The 19,962-nt window shown below is 67.5% G+C and carries 12 protein-coding genes and 3 pseudogenes; 8 read left to right on the top strand and 7 right to left on the bottom strand.

From position 1 onward, the window contains the following. Nucleotides 1-778: 778 nt before the first annotated feature. From ACFYXM_RS31640 to ACFYXM_RS31625, 4 genes are all read right to left on the bottom strand, one after another. The gene (locus ACFYXM_RS31640) at nucleotides 779-1,369 is read right to left on the bottom strand and encodes a transposase (protein ID WP_389294535.1); all 591 of its coding nucleotides are present in this window, start codon (nucleotides 1,367-1,369) and stop codon (nucleotides 779-781) included. A gap of 86 nt (nucleotides 1,370-1,455) precedes the next feature. Then, nucleotides 1,456-1,881 carry a helix-turn-helix domain-containing protein gene (locus ACFYXM_RS31635; RefSeq protein ID WP_389294533.1) on the bottom strand — a complete coding sequence of 142 codons (426 nt, stop codon included), beginning with the start codon at nucleotides 1,879-1,881 and terminating at the stop codon, nucleotides 1,456-1,458. A gap of 53 nt (nucleotides 1,882-1,934) precedes the next feature. Continuing rightward, nucleotides 1,935-2,420: an ASCH domain-containing protein gene (locus ACFYXM_RS31630; protein WP_389294532.1), complete on the bottom strand. Its 486-nt coding sequence runs from the start codon at nucleotides 2,418-2,420 to the stop codon at nucleotides 1,935-1,937. Then, nucleotides 2,417-4,501: a GNAT family N-acetyltransferase gene (locus ACFYXM_RS31625; protein WP_389294530.1), complete on the bottom strand. Its 2,085-nt coding sequence runs from the start codon at nucleotides 4,499-4,501 to the stop codon at nucleotides 2,417-2,419. Before ACFYXM_RS31625 ends, ACFYXM_RS31630 begins: the two co-directional genes overlap by 4 nt. Nucleotides 4,502-4,603: 102 nt before the next feature. Here ACFYXM_RS31625 and ACFYXM_RS31620 point away from each other — a divergent pair, with 102 nt between their 5' ends. The 5 genes from ACFYXM_RS31620 (at nucleotide 4,604) to ACFYXM_RS31600 (ending at nucleotide 13,285) form a co-directional block, all read left to right on the top strand. Then, the gene (locus tag ACFYXM_RS31620; protein WP_389294528.1) at nucleotides 4,604-4,969 is read left to right on the top strand and encodes a hypothetical protein; all 366 of its coding nucleotides are present in this window, start codon (nucleotides 4,604-4,606) and stop codon (nucleotides 4,967-4,969) included. Between the two features lie 420 nt (nucleotides 4,970-5,389). Next, nucleotides 5,390-8,839 (top strand): HelD family protein, encoded by a 3,450-nt coding sequence (locus tag ACFYXM_RS31615; RefSeq protein WP_389294526.1) that lies wholly within the window; start codon nucleotides 5,390-5,392, stop codon nucleotides 8,837-8,839. Nucleotides 8,840-8,985: 146 nt separating this feature from the next. After that, a complete protein-coding gene (locus ACFYXM_RS31610; RefSeq protein ID WP_389294524.1) occupies nucleotides 8,986-10,644 on the top strand; it encodes a hypothetical protein in 1,659 nt (552 codons plus the stop codon). Then, nucleotides 10,641-11,243 carry a hypothetical protein gene (locus ACFYXM_RS31605; protein WP_360818816.1) on the top strand — a complete coding sequence of 201 codons (603 nt, stop codon included), beginning with the start codon at nucleotides 10,641-10,643 and terminating at the stop codon, nucleotides 11,241-11,243. The genes ACFYXM_RS31610 and ACFYXM_RS31605 overlap by 4 nt, the downstream gene beginning before the upstream one ends. Next, complete coding sequence (locus ACFYXM_RS31600) at nucleotides 11,240-13,285, top strand: Hsp70 family protein (RefSeq protein WP_389294522.1); 2,046 nt, start codon at nucleotides 11,240-11,242, stop codon at nucleotides 13,283-13,285. The genes ACFYXM_RS31605 and ACFYXM_RS31600 overlap by 4 nt, the downstream gene beginning before the upstream one ends. Nucleotides 13,286-13,613: 328 nt before the next feature. Here ACFYXM_RS31600 and ACFYXM_RS31595 read toward each other — a convergent pair. Continuing rightward, nucleotides 13,614-14,422 (bottom strand): IS5 family transposase gene (locus ACFYXM_RS31595; RefSeq protein WP_389294520.1). Its coding sequence is split into 2 segments (ribosomal slippage): nucleotides 13,614-14,074 and nucleotides 14,074-14,422, totalling 810 coding nucleotides; the frame shifts between segments, so codons are not numbered across the junction. 98 nt (nucleotides 14,423-14,520) lie between these two features. Here ACFYXM_RS31595 and ACFYXM_RS31590 point away from each other — a divergent pair. Together ACFYXM_RS31590 and ACFYXM_RS31585 are read left to right on the top strand one after the other, a co-directional pair. Further along, complete coding sequence (locus ACFYXM_RS31590) at nucleotides 14,521-15,765, top strand: IS701 family transposase (RefSeq protein ID WP_389294518.1); 1,245 nt, start codon at nucleotides 14,521-14,523, stop codon at nucleotides 15,763-15,765. A gap of 132 nt (nucleotides 15,766-15,897) precedes the next feature. Beyond that, nucleotides 15,898-16,107, top strand: a pseudogene (locus ACFYXM_RS31585) (transposase); the annotation flags it as partial. A gap of 267 nt (nucleotides 16,108-16,374) precedes the next feature. Here the strand turns inward: ACFYXM_RS31585 and istB are convergent. After that, nucleotides 16,375-17,141 (bottom strand): annotated as a pseudogene (gene istB / locus ACFYXM_RS31580) (IS21-like element helper ATPase IstB). Next, nucleotides 17,138-18,610, bottom strand: a complete 1,473-nt coding sequence (gene istA / locus ACFYXM_RS31575) for an IS21 family transposase (protein ID WP_389294517.1) — start codon at nucleotides 18,608-18,610, stop codon at nucleotides 17,138-17,140. Before istA ends, istB begins: the two are co-directional and overlap by 4 nt. A 66-nt stretch (nucleotides 18,611-18,676) precedes the next feature. Here istA and ACFYXM_RS31570 point away from each other — a divergent pair. Beyond that, a pseudogene (locus ACFYXM_RS31570) lies at nucleotides 18,677-19,290 on the top strand (IS5 family transposase); the annotation flags it as partial. Between the last annotated feature and the right edge of the window lie 672 nt (nucleotides 19,291-19,962).

The raw sequence follows: 19,962 nt of genomic DNA, 5'->3' as shown, positions 1-19,962 counted from the left end.
CCTGAGCATCTTCTACGACCTTGACCAAGAAGCCCAGCGGGAACAAGGTCGGCGCTGGCGACTAGGTCTCACACGGGATCCCGCAGATATCTGGCGCTGGATCCCATACGACACCCGCCACCCTCGCGCCGCGCCAACTCCTGCACAGGAACGACTGGACGCGACGGGACTGAGGGACTCCGGCACAGGGGCAACTCTCGGAGCGCTCGCTCGGCGCGGACTCGTCGAGACTCGTCAGCAGCCCATCGAGACTCCGTCCGGAGCCGCGGTGCAGATCCAACTGAGGCTTACCCCGCTGGGGCGGGCAAGTGCACGCAGTGGCGCACCTGACCCGACGCCCGCGCCTCAGCGAGCTCTGCCCGATTGGCTTTACGATGCCCTGATTGAAGTCGACCGAGCAGGTAGTCACGGGCTGCCCAAGTACGAACTCGGACGCTCCGCAGTGCGTCGGCTCGGCCCGCGCGGCGACCGATTCATCGAGGAGGCACACCCCTGGTCCTATCGACTCACCGCGGCAGGACGAGCTGAGCTGGAGCGGCGGCGCAACGGGGCTTGAAGGGGAAGTTACTGACGGGGATCGCACCGACTCACGACGGCCAGGAAGCGAGAGAACAGACACCACGGTCGCGGCCATTCCTTGGCCTCGGTCACCCACTCGAAATCTCGCTGCCCGTCCTCCAGCTCAAAAACACCAACCCCGCCACTTGGGCCCTCTACGCACACGTCCACCGCGCCGCCCACCTGCACACCACCGTCGCCACCCGCCCAGCTACACCCCCTACTGATCTTTTCGTAAGTTCGGTGGGTGTGGTGGGTGGATGGTCAGGCCGGTATGGGCGAGGAATGACCATGGAAGTCGGGGGTTGGCGTTGATGCGGTGGATGCCTTGCTCGGTGGCGCCGGCGACATCGGCCAGGTGCTCGCCGGCGAGGTTGGCGAGTTCACGCTTCTTGAGCGAAGACCACAGCAGTTCCACCGGGCTCGGCTCGGGAGCGTAGGCGAGTAGTCGTTCCGGAATGAGCCAGTCCTGTTCGGCGGCCCGGGCCCGCATCGCCCGGCTCCAGTGGGCGGACAGCTTGTCCCGGACCAGGACCACTCGCTCGCCGCCGTAGAACACCTTCATCTGCTCCAGGACCTCGATGAGTCCTGCGGTGTCGTAGCTGCCGGGCTTGAGGTGAAAACACAGGCGCGGACCGCGATCGGGGTCGGTGGCGTGACAGCCGAGGGCCGCGGCCATCGACGCCCGCTTCCAGTTCAGCCGGTGCCGCAGGAGCGGAGTCCGGCCCCGGGGTGCGTCGGTGCGGCGGATCCGAGGCAGCAGCCAGACGCCTGATTCATCGAGGAACACGATCCAGGCACGTGTGCTCACCGCCCCTTTTTGATGCGCGGCCACTCATGCGCGATCCAGCGGGCGATCTCGGAGTCGTCCCGCTCCACCGCCCGACGCTCCGGCCTCTACAGACTCCACCCCAGCCGACCGGTCAGCAGCCGCCACACCGTCGCCCGCGACAAGGGCACCCCCGTCACGCGCTCCACGACCAGACCAACCCGATCCAGCGTCCACAGATCAGCCTCGAAACCATGAGCCTGAGCCCCCCGCTCCAAAGCCGCCCGCACCTCCTCGACCCGGGCATCGTCCAACTTCGGCCGACGGCCGGGCGCAGGACGCCGCCGCAGCGCTTGGGCTCCGCCGTCCTCCCACGCGCGTCTCCACCGCCGCACACTCTCCGCATGGACCCCCACCATCCCCACGATCTCGGCGTTCGAGCGGCCCTGCCCGAACAGCTCAGCCGCACGAACACGCCGGGCCTCCGCCAACTGCGGCCGTGGCAAAGGAGGAACAGACGAACCGGAGACAACGGAAGAAGGCTGGTACAACACGTCAACAGAGTCCCACCCGCAGACCCGCCACACCCACCGAACTTACGAAAAGATCAGCAGGAAGGCACCCGGTCCACCAGTGCCTCGTGCAGGGTGGAGGCACCCTTCTCCGGCGCCGCTTCAGACAGCCTGCGAAGGTCCTCATCGGTCAAGTACCTGTAGCTCTGAGGCGGGTGAAAGGGTCCTGCGGCACGCAGGGCAGACAGCGGCACGGGGTCCTGGAAGGTGACAGGTGCCTCTAGCGAGAGGCCGCTGGCGCGGGTCGCCCCGCTCATGTATTCGTCGTACTCTCGACGGCTGATACCTGCACTCGTACGACTGGCTGACCAAACCTCACGTGGTGAGGCAACCTGCACCGAGGCGATCCGCGCCATGCCCACGATGGCCATCGTGGGCGCGGTCGCGTAGAGGAGCACCGGAGTTCCAGGTGGGGCTGCGACGCGCTGACGACGCACCTCGACTGTCTTGGTTCCAGCCAGGATCGCCGTGGCGAACCGAGGATGGACGGACAGCAGCATCGCACGCTCCGGATCGCTCACGTCTTTCGGTGCCCCTCTTCGTACACGGCCTGGAACAGCGCGTTGTCGATCTTCATCATCGACATCGGCGTCTTCCACGTTAGCCCCAAGCCCTTGGCCAACGAGGTCAATCGCGAGCGCGTCACCTGCGCAGGAAAGATCTCTGTGTCCGAGAACCTCAACGCCATTACCCTGCCGGTTGGTTCGGCTTGCGCACATACGTCAGCACGACCATATACGCCCAGGTGTTCGAATCGCGAGAAGAGGGAGTCAGGGTCATCGACGATCACCTCGTCCAGCCGCGAGCAGCCAACGGCCATCATCCCTTGTTGCCCAGCGGTCCCATGACTGACGTACCAAAGGACTCTGCCGGGAACGCTCTCCCCGCGATGGCCAGCGGACCGGTAGTAGACGTGCTCACGGCTGATCCCGAGTACGTCGTCACGAGGTACGAGCATGGCTGGCACGTTGAACAGCTCGGTGGACCAAAGAGGCCGAACAGGAACGACGAAGGAAGGAAGGGCAGTGTCGACGAGCTTCGCTGGCCACCAGACTCGCTCAGCTACGCTCACTACTTCCGGTGAGGCACGAGCATCCAGGCGCGGCGCCGTACGTCCGGCACGTGCCGCAATCTCTCCTGCCGCCTCCGAAACGGCCTCGGCCGGCCCGCGGAGGTCGACGATGAGTGCCGTGAAGCCGTTCTCGTCCTCAGCGAATCCGTCGGCACCCAGAGCAGACCTGGCGGTTGTGGAGAGATAGGGGTCAGAGATGTGCACGATCTGCGCGCCTCGGTCTCGCCCCAGCCGCTTGAGCATGAAGAGCAGCTGCCGGGCGAGTGTCTCCTCCAATGGATGGGAAGCGGTGCGCAGGATGGCGACGTTCAACGTGCGACCGTCCATCGCCCAGACATAGAGGGCCACCGGATGCCCGTCACCGTCCCGCAGCAGCTCTCTGCGCCACAGCACGCCATCCGCGCCGAGCGCCTTCAATCGCTCCGCGAAGGCGGTGCCTGTGTCGCCGCCCGTCTGCTCGAAGAAGGCGACCAGCTCACCTTCACTCCCGGACGCGACTTCCTCCATAGAGAACGCCGTCCCCATGAGATCCGCTGGACGGTACACCTGGGCTTGGCGGAGTTCGTCCACATGAAGGGTCACCATGGCCGGTGACACCACCCTGACGCGCGCTACGTCCCAGGCGATATCAGCCAGCCGCTCCAACTCGGGATCGCGCGTCACCAACACCTGCAGCCCCGCGCAGGAAGTCTCGGCCACGTAGCGCAGTCGAGCACGCGCCTTGCCGTCGATCAGCAATTCCGGCAGTTCTTTGCCCAGGGCCGTGAGCAGCTCCTGCTGGCGAACCGATACCGCCGCCCCGTCAGGCGACGCCGCTCGAAACTGGGGAAGGCCGTTGCGCTGATGCTGTCTCGCATCACGATTCTCGATCTCGTGCACATCGAGAAGGAGCTGCGGTGTGTATGTCAGCTCGATCAGGTCCGCCAGCCAGCCGGCTTCAAGGGCCTTCGACTCCTCGACGGCCCGCTCAGCACCCACGCCCCGAAGCCCGGAGAAGACGCTGTAGTCGACAGCCACGACCAGCAGGGCGTCGCTTCGCACCTCGGTGAACAGGTCATCATGGCCAAGGTCGAGCCACCAGGTATCAAGGGGTTCTTTGTCCTCTCCACGGCCAATCCCCTCGCCCTTCGGAACGAAACCGAGGCCGCTCCACATGGGGCTGAGCCCGTAGTCCCGTCGACACCTGGCCCGAATGCCGAGCCGATGCCCTTGCCTGCTGCGCAGCTCCGCGATCAATCGCCGTGCGATGCCCTTCCCTCGGTGCTCCTCGGCCACGCAGAGATGCACGAGACGGACATGCTGGCTGCGTTTGGGCAACCCGAAGAGCGCATAACCGACAAGTTCATCACCCTCCAGCGCGACCAGCAGTCCACCGTCCTGGGCGTACTTGCGGTACGCGGGTGGGGTGAGCAGACCCAGGCGCTTCGTGTATCGGTCACCCAGGGCAATGGCGGCACCGAGTAAATCCGACTGCTCTCCCGTCGCCGGCAGCACCTTGATTGCCATCTGTGTCCCCTCCAGTTCGATCACGCCCCAAGCGCATACTGCCCAAACCGGAAAGGCCAAGCCACCGGTTGAGCAAAACCGGCCGATGGCAGGAACCTTGCTGCACCCCTGCTGACGCTACACACCTTGGCTTCGACGGTGGCCCCCACGTCTCCGCCCTGGGTGGCAGGATCCGGGGGCTGGGGGCCCTTTACCGGCTGCGTGTACGTGAGGGCTGAGACAGTGAAGGTGGCGTCGTCGGTCGTGACCTTCGCGGTCTCGCCAAGCTTGTACGTGGTGTCTCTCGCAGTGGGGCTGGGGGAGCTGCTACTGGTCGTGGCCACCGGTTCGAGGCTGCTGCTCGTCTTGCTGACGGTCGGAGCAGCCGGATCGTTGCTGCACGCTGTGAGCGCGAGGAGTAAGCCAGCAGCGAGCGTGGTGATTGTGGGTCTGCATATCAGACCAGCCTGCCGGATTGCACACAAGCAGTGGCAAGGCGTGATCATCTCGTGATGGTCGGACTGCCTCTCGGCATCCCCGCATTCGTGCAGCTCCGGCAGGCATTGGCGAAGCGCGGCCGTCTGGTACGGATTGAGGCATGGCGGCTGATGACAGCAGGTGAGCAGCCGTGCGTCTCGCCAGCGGACACTCCTTTAGCCGGGTGACCTCTACGCTTTGGTATCACGACAGTGCCGTGAAGTTCGCTGTCGTGGGGAGTCCGTCAGAGGGCGACCTTTCCTGCATCAGTCCGGATCCACGATCAACGCGCACTTACAGTAGAAACGTCCATCGTGCTCGCTGCCCCGTTGCGTTGCACGTGGAAGGAGGGGATGAGCGAGGATGCCGAAGCGCATTCGACGCGCAGCCGCGCTCGCTGCTGAACAGTGTGCGGTTGACCATGCGTATTCCTGTCTGGAGCGGGCCCGGCAGGAGGTGTCGGAGCTGAGCTGCCTCAATGTCGCAGCCAGCGGCAAGGACTCCATTGACGCCCGGCGGACCTGGGAGCGGGAGCTGGCGTCCCTCGACATCGGAGGCAAGTCCCTCGTCTTCATGAGGGCCGATGTCGACGAGGGTGAGGGCCGCGAGACGTTCTACGTTGGGCGGCGCGTGGTACGCGACGAGCAGCGGAATCCCGTCGTGGTCTCCTGGAGTTCGCAGGCCGCGGTGAACTGGCGGCTGACCAGCGAGCGGGATCCGGGGCAGGTACGGCTGTTGCGCCAGATCATCTGTGATCAGCAGGTGGTCAAGCGCTATCTCGATCTCCACGGGTCGGAAGCGGGACCACCGGCGGTACCAGAGATACCGGCGGCGGCACCGGTCGCCGTCGACGCGCCGGATACAGCGACCGAGGAACCGGCGTGGCGTGATCCGCTCCTCGACGAGATGGACCGTGCGCGTGATGGCTCGATGCACGACATCGTCGAGACCATCCAGCGGGAACAGCTCCGGCTCGTGGCGGAGGAGCCTGCGGGCGCGCTCGTGATCCAGGGCGGTCCGGGCACAGGCAAGACAGCGGTCGGCCTGCACCGCGTGACCTGGCTGCTGGACAACAAGCACCGGACCGCCAAGGAAATCCTCGTCATCGGCCCCAATCGGGGATTCCTCGACTACGTGGGCGTCACCCTGTCCGAACTCGGCAGCGACGACGTGTCGATGCTCGAACTTCCCGTGCTTTGGTCGGCGGCAGCGTCGCCCCGAGATCACCGTCCGATCGCTGCGGTGAAGGCCGATCCGAGGATGGCTGCGGTGCTGCGCAGGGCCGTCGACTGCGAGACGACGAGCTCGGTGGACCGGCTGACCGCACTCGTGGGCGGGCCGGTCTTCACCCTCGAGCTGAACCGCCGCGAAGTCGTTGTCCCTGTAGAGGAGATAGCGGAGATCGCTGCTGCGGCGCTGGCCGGCGACAGTCCGTACCAGGTGCGTCGGGAGCGCTGCACACAGCGGATCACGCAGCACCTGACCGATGTCTACGTCGGGCTGCTGCCAGGCCCTGCCGACATCGACTACCTGGCCGAGACTGCCAGGGCCCGCCCCGTCGTACGCCTCCTCAAGCGGATCTGCCCCAGCCTTGCGGCCCAGGACATTCTGCGGGGCCTGTTCTCCGGCGGGGCCAGCCTCAGCCGGGCCGCCGAGGGCATTCTGTCGGTAGCCGAACAGGATCTGCTCACCGCACCCCGCCCGGGAGCCGGTCCGGGGAGCCGTGCGGCGCGCTCGCGGACGGAACTAAGCCGTGAAGACATGGTCCTTCTCGATGAGTTGGAGTATGTACTAGGCGGACGCCCCCAGAAGGTGTACGGACACCTGGTCATCGACGAAGCACAGGACGTCACGCCGATGGAGGCCAGGGCCCTGGCACGGCGCTGTCCCAGCGGTTCGATGACGGTGCTCGGCGACCTCGCGCAGTCGACCGGGCCCTACCTCCACCAGGACTGGGACGGGCTCGGGATGGTGCTCGCCGGCCAGGACGGATGGCGGGTCACCCAGCTGCTCACGGGGTTCCGCGTACCGGGAGAGGTCATGGCCTTCGTGGCCCGGCTGGGCGAGCACTGCGCGCCCGGCGTGACAGTGCCCGACTCGGTGCGCGACACGGGCGCGGGCGTCGCCGTGATCCAGGGGGCGGAGGTAGGCACTCTGGCCGCCGAGGCCGTGGCACGGCTACGGGCGAGCGCGCCTGCCGGAGCGGATGAACGCTCGATCGGCGTGATCGTGCCACCGGGCGGCGAGTGGGCCAGCGACATCGCGCGCGCGCTCGGTTCGGAGAGTCTCGGGAACCTTGCCGTCCTCACCCCGGCTGAGGCGAAGGGTCTCGAGTTCGACCACGTCGTCGTGGTGGAGCCTGCCGGGATCGTCACAGACGAGGCTGTAGGCCCGAGGCATTTGTATGTCGCGCTGACGCGGTGTACCCAGTCGCTGACCGTCGTCCACGCCCTGCCCCTGCCCCCGCAGATCGGAGGCCCGGACCGCCTTCCCGCACCCACTGCCGCATCCGCTCCTTCGCCGTCCCCTCGTGACGCGGAGGGCTCGGTCGCGGATCCTGCGGCGAGCCTGTGCAGCCGGTACTTCGCTGACGGGACTCCGTGCACCCATTCCACTCACCACCCAGACAAGTGGTGCAGGACGGCCCCCTGCGGAGGCTTCCGCACAGCTGAACCGGTGGTCGTGGCCCAGCCCCGGCGGCTTGCTCCAATCGTCGGTGCGCAGGACCAGGGCCGTCTCAACCTCGATGCGCGGCAGCGTGCCGCCGTGCGGGTCAGCTCGGGGGCGTGCGGGGCCTTTGTCGTACGGCACCGGGGCGGCCTCCGCGAAGCGACGGTGGAATTGCACGCCATGCTGGCCTCGTTCGTCGAGCGGGCCCGGCACCTGCGCGCCGCGGACGGCACCTGGGTGCTAGACCTCGCGGGATTCCGCATCGTGCTCAGTCCCGAGGCCGACACGATCACGGGCTACGATGCGGTTCACGCGGAGCGGAGCTTCGCGCAGTTCGAGGAGGGCGTCGCGTCCCGGGTGGGCAAGGACGCCCGGGCCGCGCGGAGATCGGCGCTGACCGCGCCGGTGATGGAGAGTGGCCCATTGCTCGGTGCCGAGGAACCGGTCCGCCTGCTCGACGCAGAAGCGGTGCACGCCACCGCCTCGGCCTGCGCCGGATACGAGCGGGTGGGGCAGATTCGCGGTATGACCGATGAAACCTTCGTACGTGCGATGCGTGGAGCGCTCGCCGATGATCTACTGACCGCGGACATCGAGTTGTTCGACACCTGTGTCATCGTCAAGGGCAGCCACTTCCAGTGGCGTCTCTCGCCCGACGGCCGCTCCCTGTTGACCGTGCGCGAACCCGGTACGGACTACCGCAGACCGCCGGCCGTCACCGACTCCCTCCCCGAGCCCCGAAGGACAACCGTGTCCCCCACCGACCTGGCACCCCTGCTCGTCGAAGAGGAGCAGGCGAAGGAGGATCAGCCGACCGCAGCGAGCAGCAACCTGGAACACCTGGTGGCCGCCCGCACAGTGGCGGCGCGGTCGGACCGGTCCCACGAAGCGCTCCGGCACCGCTTGCTCGCCGACCTCTACGACAGTGCGTCAGAGGTCGGGGAGAGCGTCTTCGTGGACGCCTGGTGCACGCGGGCTGACGGCACCGTGCTCTTCGACGTGCTGGGCAGCAAGGACAGCACATACCCGTCCATCCGAGAGTCAGTGCTCCACCTCATGGAGGTGTCCCACCTGCGTACGGAGGGCCAGGCGGAGTTCCTCGTCGTCGTGTTGGGCGGCGAACCGGCGGAGCCATGGGTGGTTGACGTGGTCGACGGCGCTTTCAGCGTGCTCCTCACCTGGCGAGCCGACGGGGCCTGGGCTGGGCCGGGCGCGCGGCACATCGCGCCCTGGTAAGGGCCCTGCCGCCACCGAGAGAAGACCTGTCAAAATACGACGCAGGTTTCGAACGCGGGAGACGAGCGGGGCGCATGGGGAACGAGGACGCTTCGGCCGATCGGATCGGTGGATTCGGAGCGGGGGCACCACCGTTTACGGAGTCGATGACGCGCGCTGAGATGGTCGAGGCGTGGCGGGCGCGGCGGTCCGCCCGACGCTCCGCCGCGATCACCAGTTCCGGGGGCGTGGTCGACGGATTCGCGTTGCGCAAGTGGCGCAGGGCCGGGGTCTTCGGTGCGGAGGCGGTGGCGCGTGTCGAGGATGTGCTGCGCGGGCTGCTGGAGTCCACGAACGCCGAGGACGAAACCCTGCGGTGGGGCGCCGACACCATTCGTGCCTGTCTGGACGGACAGCCGACGCCCCAACTTCTCCCCGCCGTTAAGGCCCTGCTCGAAGCCGTCGAACCGGGCCGGGCCGTCGAACAGACCGCCGCCGTGCTCTCCGCCGTCTACGAAGTCGGCCTGCCCTGGCTCTCCCCAGCTGGTGAGCGCCGACTCGCGGTGATCATGGAAGCGGTCCCGGCGGCCGACCTCGGCACGGACAACATCCCCCGCGGTGCCGAGGCGGACCCCACCGGGGCCTTCGCGCTTCAGCAGGCCCTTGCCCGGAGGAACCTGAAAGAGCTGTCCACGCACCATCTGGGGGCCATCGTCCCCTGGGCGCCCCTCGGCATCATCGACGACCTGATCGAGGCAGGCGTATTGGACCGCAGCCATCAGCCGTGGACCCTGCGGGCGGACGCCAGCGAACAGCGTTACCTGCTTGCCAGGCTCGCACCGGAGAAGACGGATGCCGCCCTTGCCCGCTCGCTCGGCTGGGACGAGCCCGGCGAGCGGGAGGCGTTCCTAGCGGGCGACCCGGTCCAGCCGGCACCGGGCAGCCTCTACGACCTGCTCCTGCGTGTCGCGGATGGTGAGAAGGACGTCCTCAAGGAACTCGAGAGGCTGCTGCCTCGCGAGCTGGTGCTTCGCCTGCGCAGGGTGCGCGATGGCGCTGTCACGGGCTCCTGGGACCCGAACATCCCCGCCGACCGCGGGCTGTGGCGGCTGATGTGCTCCCTGTGGGAGCCAAGGGCTGCGGTAAATCCGGCGCGCGGGCCGTTCTACGCCCTCGTGGCGCTGCGGCACGCCTACGACCTGATCTGCCAGGGCGAGAGGAAGAAAGCCCAGGCACAGGTAGACAAGCTCGTCGATCACGAAGGCGCGTCAGCCGAGCACGCGGCCGAGGCGTGGAACATGTTCGCCTACCTTGCTCTGCTCAATGACGATCTCGACCTCGCCTACGTCTCGCTGGCGCGTGTCGCCCGAACCGACCGGCGGGTCGAGGAGAACCTGGCTCTGCTGGACCGTCGGCGGGGGACCAGGCGCAACGATCGGGACCAGCCCGCCAATCCGTATCTGGAGCTGGGGCTGCCGCACAAGAGTGAGCAGTGGAAGCACCAGTGGCGCGAGCGCAGACGGGCCGACCGGGACGACCTCGACCTGGCGGCGCAGGCCAACTGGGCGAAGCGCCGGATTGAGCAGGCCGAGCGGACCGAGGACTGGTCCGACTTCTTCGTGCTGCCGCTGGATCCTGCGTCCCTGCGACTGCCCACGGTGCGGCCGAGGTCCCTGACGCCGGGACCCGCCGCGATGCCGCGCCGGACCACGCACCGGACCGACGCTGACCTCGCGGCGATGCGCAACCGCGCGATCGCCGATCTTCTCCCCACCCTGCTGACCGCGCCCCGGCGCCCCGATCACGACCACAGGACGACTTCATGAGCAGCAAGTCCGCACGCCGCAAGAGCAGCCCGAACGCGGCCGGACAGGCCAAGAAGCCCACGGGGCGGACCCGCCGCAAGGAGAACCAGGAGTTCGCGGCGGACATGAAACTGCGCACCCTCAGGCCGGAGGAACTCCTTCATCCGGCGCAGCTCCTCGCCCGATTCACCGAGCGAGCTTCAGAGCTGATCGCGCAGCTTCCGCAGGACGCCCGTCCAACCCCCGCCACAGTCAACGCGGCGCTGCGTCAGGGGGTGCTGGAGGCATTCAGGACGCGGGACGAGCACATCGCGCGGCTGGTCGAGACCGACGTCCTCGCGAGCACGCCCGAACAGGGAGCGAAGGCCATCCGCCGGGCGGTGCGCGCCTCCCTCATCGACATGGGGGTCCGTGTGGTCGAGGAGGCCGACGAGCAGGAGCTCTTCGTCGTCGTCGAGGGCGAAGGCGAGGGATTCGAGCTGCTCCGGCCAGCCTACGTGGACCAGGCGACGGACAAGCTGCTGCTCGCCGGCCAACTCCGCCGCATCCCAGCCCCGAGGACCCTGGCGGAGCGTGACGGGACCAGTGCGGCGGACGTGCGGGGAGACGATGCCAAGTGACCTCGACAGGAATCGACTTCGGTACGACCAATTCCGTCGTGGCCCAGTGGCAGGGCGACGACGCCGAGGTACTACCACTCGACGCCCACCACATCGATGCCGACTGGCGGCGGCCCGGGTTTGAGCAGCTCTTCCCCTCGGTCGTGGGTGTCAGCTCGCTTCGGCGCGGCCCCTTGTTCGGCTGGGAGGCCAAGCTCCGCTCCGAGGAGGCGGCCGAAGCCTGCAAGCGTCTCCTCAAGAGCGACGAGTACGTGACCATCCAGGGCAGGCGCTTCGCGGCGACCACCGTCGCGGCGGGTGTATTCACCGCCATGCGCGACGGCGCCCAGCACAACCTCACCGACATCGATCGCGCCGTCATTACTGTGCCCGCCAACGCGACGGGCGCCGCCCGGTATCGGACCAGGGCAGCGGCGCGGTTCGCCGACATCGAGGTCCAGGCTCTGCTCAACGAGCCGACAGCGGCTGCCATCTCGTACGTCCACGACTTCCGCGAGGACTCCCAGATCCTGGTCTTCGACTGGGGCGGCGGCACCATCGATGTGACCGTGCTCGACTACTCGGACGGGTTCTTCGAGGAGCGCGCGTCACGCGGAGTGACAGAGCTCGGCGGCCTGGAGATCGACCGGCGGCTGCGTGAACTCGTGCTCGAGCGAGCGCCTGCGCGCAGGGCCTGGACTCCGGCACAGGAGCGCCAGTTCCGGCTGGACGTGGAGCGGAACAAGATCCTGCTTTCCTCCCAGCCGTCCGTCACGGTGGTCACCCCCGACGGTGTCGGCGTCGAGATCCACCAGGGCGAACTGGAGGAGGCGATCGGCGACCTCGTCGACCGCGCCCTCGGGCCTGTGGAGCAGTGCCTGAAGGACCTGCACATGGCCCCGCTCGACGTGGACGAGATCCTCATGATCGGCGGTACGAGCCAGATCCCCAGCGTGCGGGCCGCAGTCGCCGAGGCACTCCAGACGGAGCCCGTGCCCACCGAACTGTGCGATCCGATGACAGCGGTCGCGCGCGGCGCGTCGATCGCGGCGGCTGTGCTCGCCGGTGAGACCGAAGGAGTCATCCAGGTCGCCACCAGCCATGCGCTCGGCACGATGGTCAAGGACTCCTCCGGGCGCAAGCGGTTCAGCCAGATCATCCCCAGGAACTCGCCGCTGCCCTGGAAGGAGCGCAAGAGCTACACGCCGCAGAAGGACCACGCGCGGAAGCTGTCCGTGGAGATCTGGGAGGGTGACCCGGACAAGGAGCTCTCCCACCGCGACAACGTGCAGCTCACCGAACTCACCCTCACGTACCCCGCGCCGCGGGTCCGCGACGAGTCCCGCTTCGACCTGGAGTACACGTACGACGCCAACGGCCTGCTCCACGTCAAGGCCACCCTGGAGCACACCGGCGAGGTCGTGGTCGACCAAGAGGTCGAGAGCTTCGGTTCGGGTGGCCCCACGCCCGAGGTCCGGGAAGAGCTGGACCGCCTGCTGAAGGGCAACTCGAATCCGGACCCCCTCGGGACGGCCGCCTCGGCCGCAGGCGTCCGCCCCGTTCCCGCACCTCCGAAGGTGCGGCCGGTGACGTTCAACGACGGCCCGCGCACTCTGGTCGTCGACGGCTCCAACCTCGCCTGGATCGGTCATTCACCGGTCCGCCCGGGGGCCTACGAAGACGACGATCATCCGAGTTTCTCTCAGCTTCAGGCCGCGCGGGCGGCGCTGGCCAAGAAGTACCCGCAGGCCGACATTCATGTCGTGGTCGACGCCAGCTTCCGGCACAAGGTCGCGGACGCGGAACGTGAGGCCGTGGAGGCCGCCCTCAGCAAGGGGGACATCATCCAGCCGCCAGCCGGTACCGAGGGCAAGGGTGATGCCCTCGTGGCGGTCATCGCGGACGACTCCGGTGCGACGGTCGTGACGAACGACAACTTCGCGGAACTGCAAGGCCGCTATCCGTGGCTTCGGGAGAAGGGCAGGGTTCTGGGCGCCACCTGCTCCAAGGGGGTCTGGTTCTTCACCGAACGTACCTGCGTGCCACCTCGCGGGCGAGGGTAAGGGGGCAACCGCAGCCAGTGCGTCCGTCCCGGAGATACCCGCGGCGCTGCGCGCGGGCCGTCTAGGGTGTGGGGGAGGCTTGGCACACACCTCAGTCTCTCCAGCAGGCCCGCCGCTCCCCGGCCTTCGCCCTCCGCGGTCTCGCCGTCCCGAGAACGCCCGAAGTTTGTCGGGACGGCCGACTCCCAGGTGCGTCCGCGCAGGTCAGAGCCACCCCACACCCGCACCCACCAAGTGCCTTCTAAGCACCTGCTGCACAAGGTGACCCACACCGCGTCCCGAGATACAGAGCCGTTGCCAGTGTTGGCAGCCACGCTTAGAAGTCATCTCATTTGGTGAGTCTGCGATAGCAGATGAGGGTGCAGGCGATGCTGGTGAAGGCGAGGAAGTGTTCGGCCTTGCGTTCGTAGCGGCGGTGGAGTCGGCGGCAGCCGGTGAGCCAGGCCATGGTCCGCTCGATAATCCAGCGGTGCCGTCCGAGCCGCTGCGAGCTCTCGATGCCCTTGCGGGAGATGCGGTGCCGGATGCCTCGAGATGAGAGCCATTTTCGCAGGTGGCGGTAGTCGTAGCCTTTGTCGGCGTGAAGCTTTGCGGGCTTGCGCCGACGTGGGCCCCGGCGGGATCGGATGGGCGGTATGCCCTTCACGAGAGGGATCAACGCCTGGCTGTCGTGGACGTTGGCACCGGAGATTCCGACGGAGATGGGCAGACCGGTCCGCTCGGTGATCAGATGGATCTTCGACCCGTACTTGCCCCGGTCGACAGGATTCGGACCTGTCAGGTCCCCCTTTTCAGGGCCCGCATGTTCACCGAGTCGATCGCGCACCTCGACCAGTCCAGGTCGCCGCGGGAGCCGAGTTCGTCGAGGACCAGGCGGTGGAGCCTGGCCCATACGCGGGCCTTGGTCCACTCGGTGAACCGGCGGTGGGCCGTCGCACCGGACGGGCCGAACGACGCCGCGGGCAGCTGCTGCCACGTGCAGCCCGACGTGGCCACGAACACGATCGCCGCCAGGACCTCCCGATCACCGTGACGGCGCCGACCGCCACCCTGCGGCCGCGACGGCGCCTCCGGCACCACCCGCTGGAACAACTCCCACAACTCGTCCGGCACCAGCCGCTCAACGATCCCCACCATGACCAGCAGCTTACCCAGCCAATTGAGATGACTTCTTAGTACTCCAGCAGCGGTTCGTGTCCTGAACTGGTGGTTGTCGTTGTCCTGGTATGGAGGGAATGGCTGAAGTCGCTTTCTGGACTGCCGAGTTGGATTCAGTGTTCGCCCGGGTGGCGGGCCGGTTCGCTCGGGCGGATCTGCGCTGGCGGATGCGGGACTATGTCCGCGGCCTGCTGGGGCGGGCGACCCGCAAGAACGGCTGGCAGCTCGCGGAATGGGCGGGCCACCGCACTCCGGACGGTTTCCAGCGGCTGTTGAACAGCAGCGCCTGGGACGCAGACGCCCTGCGCGACGACGTCCGTGCCTACGTCGGCGAGTCCCTTGGTCCCGGTGGTGTGCTGATCATCGACGACACCGGGTTCATCAAGAAGGGCACCACCTCTGCCGGGGTGGGCCGGCAGTACACCGGCACCTCAGGAAAGATCGACAATTGTCAGATCGGCGTGTTCGCCGCCTACGCCACCGGTTCGGGCCGGGCCCTGGTCGACCGGGAGCTCTACCTGCCGAAGGCCTGGACTTCCGACCGCGAGCGGTGCCGGACAGCGAAAATCCCTGACGAACGCGGCTTTGCCACCAAGGGCGAGCTGGCCCGGGACCTCGTGCGCCGCTGTCTGGCCGCCGGTCTGCCGGCCGCCTGGGTCACCGCGGACGAGGCATACGGGCAGGACTGGAACTTCCGCCGCCTGCTCGAGCAACTCGGCCTGGGCTACGTCGTCGCGGTGCCCAAGTCCCAGCAGGTCAAGTCACTGGCCGGTGCCTGGCGCATCGACCAGCTCATCGACGAAGCCCCCGTCGATGCCTGGCAGCGGCTGTCCTGCGGCAACGGGGCCAAGGGCCCGCGCGTCTACGACTGGGCCGCGGCAAAACTGCCCGCCAACATCGTCTTCGACCCGGAGCCGCCGTCCCACCACCGCTGGGTGCTGGCCCGGCGCAGCCTGTCCGACCCCGACGAGATCGCCTACTACCTCGCCCACGCGCCCGTCGGCGTCGAGACCGGCGAACTGGCCCGGATCGCCGGCACCCGATGGGCGATCGAGGAGTGTTTCCAGGCCGCGAAGAACGAGTGCGGCCTGGACGAGTACGAGGTCCGCCGCTATCCGGGCTGGTACCGGCACATCACCCTGGCCATGCTCGCCCACGCCGTCCTGGCCGCACTCGCCGCCCGGGCCGGCGGCGAGGCCGCAAAGGGGGCTGCAGAAACGGATCAGCCCTCGTCCCGCTCACCGTGGCAGAGATCCGACGGCTCCTGGACACTCTCCTGCCCCGCCCAAGAGCCGACCGCGACCCCGTCACCCACGCACTGAACTGGTCGGCCTGGAGAAGACGTCGCCAGGCCATCGCCCGCAGCTGCCACTACCGAAAACGCAGTTCAGGACACGAACCGCTGCTGGAGTATTAGACCGTGTCCTATGTGGTGATCACTCGTTGAGCTGTTCATGGGGCGGGATACGTGGAGTTGGATTGTTCCGGACGGGCTGTGGGAGATCGCGAAGCCGCTGATCCCGCCATCGAGGGTGCGTCCGCAGGGCGGCGGGACGCAGGACACGCCTGATGAGACCCTGTTCGCCGCGATCGTCTACGTGCTGGTGAGCGGGTGTGCCTGGCGGGCCCTGCCGCCGTGCTTCGGGATCTCGAAGTCGACCGCCTGTCTGCGTACTCCTTTAAGTGCTCCGCGGAGTACGGAGTTGTGTGCACCACTCTTGGTGCGAAGGACAGTGCAGGCGATCGGTTGAGATGGGGCCGGGCTGGCAGGCTGCGCTTGTGGCCCTCAACATGCCTGGACGCCGGTTGGGCCGAAACCACCCCCGCGCAGACCAGGGAGGCTGCCGTTCTCCAGTGCTGGCGGCCTCGGAACCGGCCCCATCTCGCCGAACTCTAAACGCAGGGTCTGACAAGGGCCGTGCGAACCAAGCTCAGGCTGCGTCGTCTCGCTCTCGTTCGATCGCGGCGAGCCGGTTCTTGAGGCGGTAACTTGGGCCGTTGATGGAGATGACTCCGCAGTGGTGGAGGAGGCGGTCGAGGATGGCGGTGGCGAGGACTTCGTCGCCGAACACCTGTCCCCATTCGCTGAAGGTCTTGTTCGAGGTCAGGATGATCGAGCCCTTTTCGTATCGCTTTGAGATGACCTGAAAGACCAGGTTCGCCTCGGCGCGAGCCAGGGGCTGGTAGCCGACTTCGTCCAGGACGAGGACAGCAGGTAGCTGCCGAGCTTCCTGGTCAGGCGCCCTGCGGATTCAGCGGCGGTGAGGTTGCGGACCATGTCGTCGAGGCTGGTGAAGTAGATCGAGTAGCCGGCCCGGCAGGCCGCGACCGCGAGAGCGACGGCGATGTGTGTCTTGCCCACCCCCGGCGGACCGAGCAGGGCAGCGTTGGCCTTGGCCTCGACGAACGAGAGGGTGGCGAGGTCTTTGACCTTGCGGGGGTCGAGCTCGGGCTGGAACGAGAAATCGTAGTCATCGAGCGTTTTGTGGTGTGGCAGCTTCGATAGCCGCAGGCCTTGGCGGAAGCGTCGGTCGTCCCGGACTGCGAGTTCTTCGGACAGGACCAGGTCGATGAAGTCGAGGTAGCCCATCTTGGCCTCGTCAGCCCGCTGCGCGTACTGGGTCAGGGCCTCGGCCAGGTGGGGCAGGCCCAGCTTGCCGGCCGTGCTGCGGATGCGGGTGGAGACCAGCTCGCTCAAGACGATTCCTTCTTACTCGGATGGGTGGTGAAGGGGCGGGTGCCGGTCAGCTCGTCATAGACCGACAACGGCCGGCGGCCGACCTCGACCTGGGTGGCTGCGGCCCGGTTCAGCAGGGCCAGCAGTGATCCCGCGTGGGATCCGCCGTTCTGCTGGCGGGGTGCGGGCAGGTCTCCGCCGGCCGTGACGCGGCGGCCCGCTCCGGTGGGCAGACCGTCCCAGTGCCGTTCATCCACGACACGGGCGCCGCGGCCAACTGCCCGCGGGTGGGCTGCCAGCAGAGTCTCTCCCCGGCGGTCGGGTGTGGTGGCATGCAGGGTGACCTGGGACTTCGTGGCCCTGATCTCAACCAGCTGCCGCGGGCGGATCCGTAGAGCCGGCACCGAGTAAAGGTTCGCCTCGAAGGCGACGAGGCAGTCCTTGCCGACGTAGCGGAGGTGCCGCTGGGTGACCACATACGGAGTGGTCGGCAGTGGGCGGAGGGCCGTGTGATCGCGGACTGCCCGCAGACCGATGACCTCACCGTGGGTGCCGTGAACCTTGGCCCGCCGCAGCGGAACCCAGGCCGTGAAGGCGGCGTTCAGTTCCTCGATGGAAGAGAAGGCGCGTCCGGCCAGGACGTGGTCGCGGACGATCAGGACCTGCCGCTCGACCCGGCCCTTCCCAGTGGGCCGGTAGGCGGCCAGCACGTCGGGGTCGAAGTCGTAGTGCCCGGCGAACGCGACCGCCTCCGGATGCAGAGGAACGGCCTCCCCCGGGGCAACGTGCCGACGGACCACGGTCTTGGTCCGGTCGTAGACGATCGACATCGGGACACCGCCGAAGTGGGCAAACGCCTGACGGTGGCAGTCGAAGAACGTGGCCAGGTCCTGGCTGGTGGTGAAGCAGCAGAACGGATCACGCGAGTACGACAGCGTCATGTGGAACGAGTAGACCTTCGGGATCCCGACATGGGCGAGGACCTTGCCCTCATCTCCCCAGTCGACCTGAGCCTGAGCTCCGGGCACCACCTCGAACCGGCGGTGAAGCCCGGCAAGCTCACCCGGGCTGATGCCCAGTTCCTCCGCGATCCGCGGCCTGGCCTCCTGCAAGTACATCTTCACGCGCTGGTAGTTGCCGGTGAACCCGTACTCCGCCACCAGACGTTCGTGGATCACCGCCCCTTTGAGAAGGATCTCGGCCCGCAGCATCGCGTCGATCAGCGGGGCGACCTCATCCACCACCCGCTGGCGCGGCTGACCATTCGCAGCTCTCTTCGGCAGCGCGACCGGAACCTCACCCGACAGGTACTTAGCGACCGTGCGACGGTTCAGCCCGGTCTCTTTCGCGATCTCCCGCAGGCTCATCGCCCCGGACTCGTAAAGCCCGCGAAACCGTCTCAGCTCCAGCCACCGATGCGGGTCCAATACCACTGCCAGCCACCCTCCGCCGATCCCCAACCGACGACAGCAGCTTCCCGGCCACGGCATCTCACCGCATCAAGAACGGTGCACTCTCATTCGTACGAGGTGGTGCACGTTCACTTGTACGCCGACACCGCCCACCGGCGCTTCGTCATCTGGTCCAGGGCCGGTGTCTGGGGCCGGCTGCACGAGGCGGTGCTCGACCGCATCGACGAGTGCGGACTGCTCGACCTGACCCGGGTGGTCCTCGACTCCGCCCAGGTACGGGCCAAAAAAGGGGCGAACTCACAGGCCCGAGCCCCGTGGACCGGGGCAAACCGGGTTCCAGGATGCACATCCTGTCGGACGCGAACGGACTGCCCCTCGTCGTCGGCATCTCCGCCGCCAACACCCACGACAGCCAGGGCCTGAAGCCCATGATGGCCGGCCTCCAATCGAGACACGACCCCCACCGCGGCTGGCACTACAAACCCCGCAAGCTCCACGCGGACAAGGCATACGACATCCCTGAACTGCGGAAATGGCTCCGCGGGAAACGGATCGGCGTCCGCATCGCCCGCAAGGGAATCGAATCCAGCGAACGGCTCGGACGCCGCAGATGGGTCATCGAGCGCACCATGTCGTGGCTGACCGGCTACCGCCGACTCAACCACCGCTACGAACGCCACCCCCGCAACTACCTGGCCTTCCTCGGCCTCGCCGCCGCCATCTGCTGCTACAAACGGCTGGTCCGACTCACCACATAGGACACGGTCTTAGTCCATGACGCTTGCCCCTGCCGCTCCGACACTACGGATGGGCGCCCGGGCCCGACACTGCACGGGGTCCTTCCGAACTCTCCGGGGCTACGAGGAACCTCGACGCCTACTGATCCCCCGGGTCGAACGGAATAGCTCCACTCGTCAGTCAGCTGTAGGGGACCCCGAGTTTGTCGAAGAACGCCCGGTTGCGTTCGGTGGCGGCGTTGACGAGGCGGTCGACGCTCATTACTTCGATGAATGCCTTGCACGGCTCGCCGCGGCGACGAATCCCTCCGGTAGCAGCTCGACCGGGTCGCCACAACCGTGGTCACGCAGATCCGCCCCCGCGGTCCCCGTCAACGGCAATCAACTATCGCGGGGCTCCCATTGCCGAGCACGCCCTTCGTCGCCCTCGGCGGCCTTCGACCGCATGGGCGGTCCCGGGGCTGCGAAGCGCGCACGCCGACTGTGAAGGCGCCCCTTCAGGCGTCCCCGTGGAGGCTGTCGGAGGGCCACTGGCACGAACCTCCGACACCGCACGCATCAGCCGCAGGCGGAAGTGCCGGAGCGGGGTACACGAGCGGTCTGAAGCTTCCCCTTGATCGTGGACACCTGGAGACTGGGACCTGAGGTTCCAGAGGAAGTAGCACCAGGTGGGAAGCAAATACACGAAGCGGT

This window comes from Streptomyces sp. NPDC002476 (genome assembly GCF_042889785.1).
In the GTDB taxonomy this organism is placed as follows: Bacteria; Actinomycetota; Actinomycetes; order Streptomycetales; family Streptomycetaceae; genus Streptomyces.
Note: the sequence above shows the minus strand (reverse complement) of the source record. Positions and strands in the feature narration are given on the sequence as shown.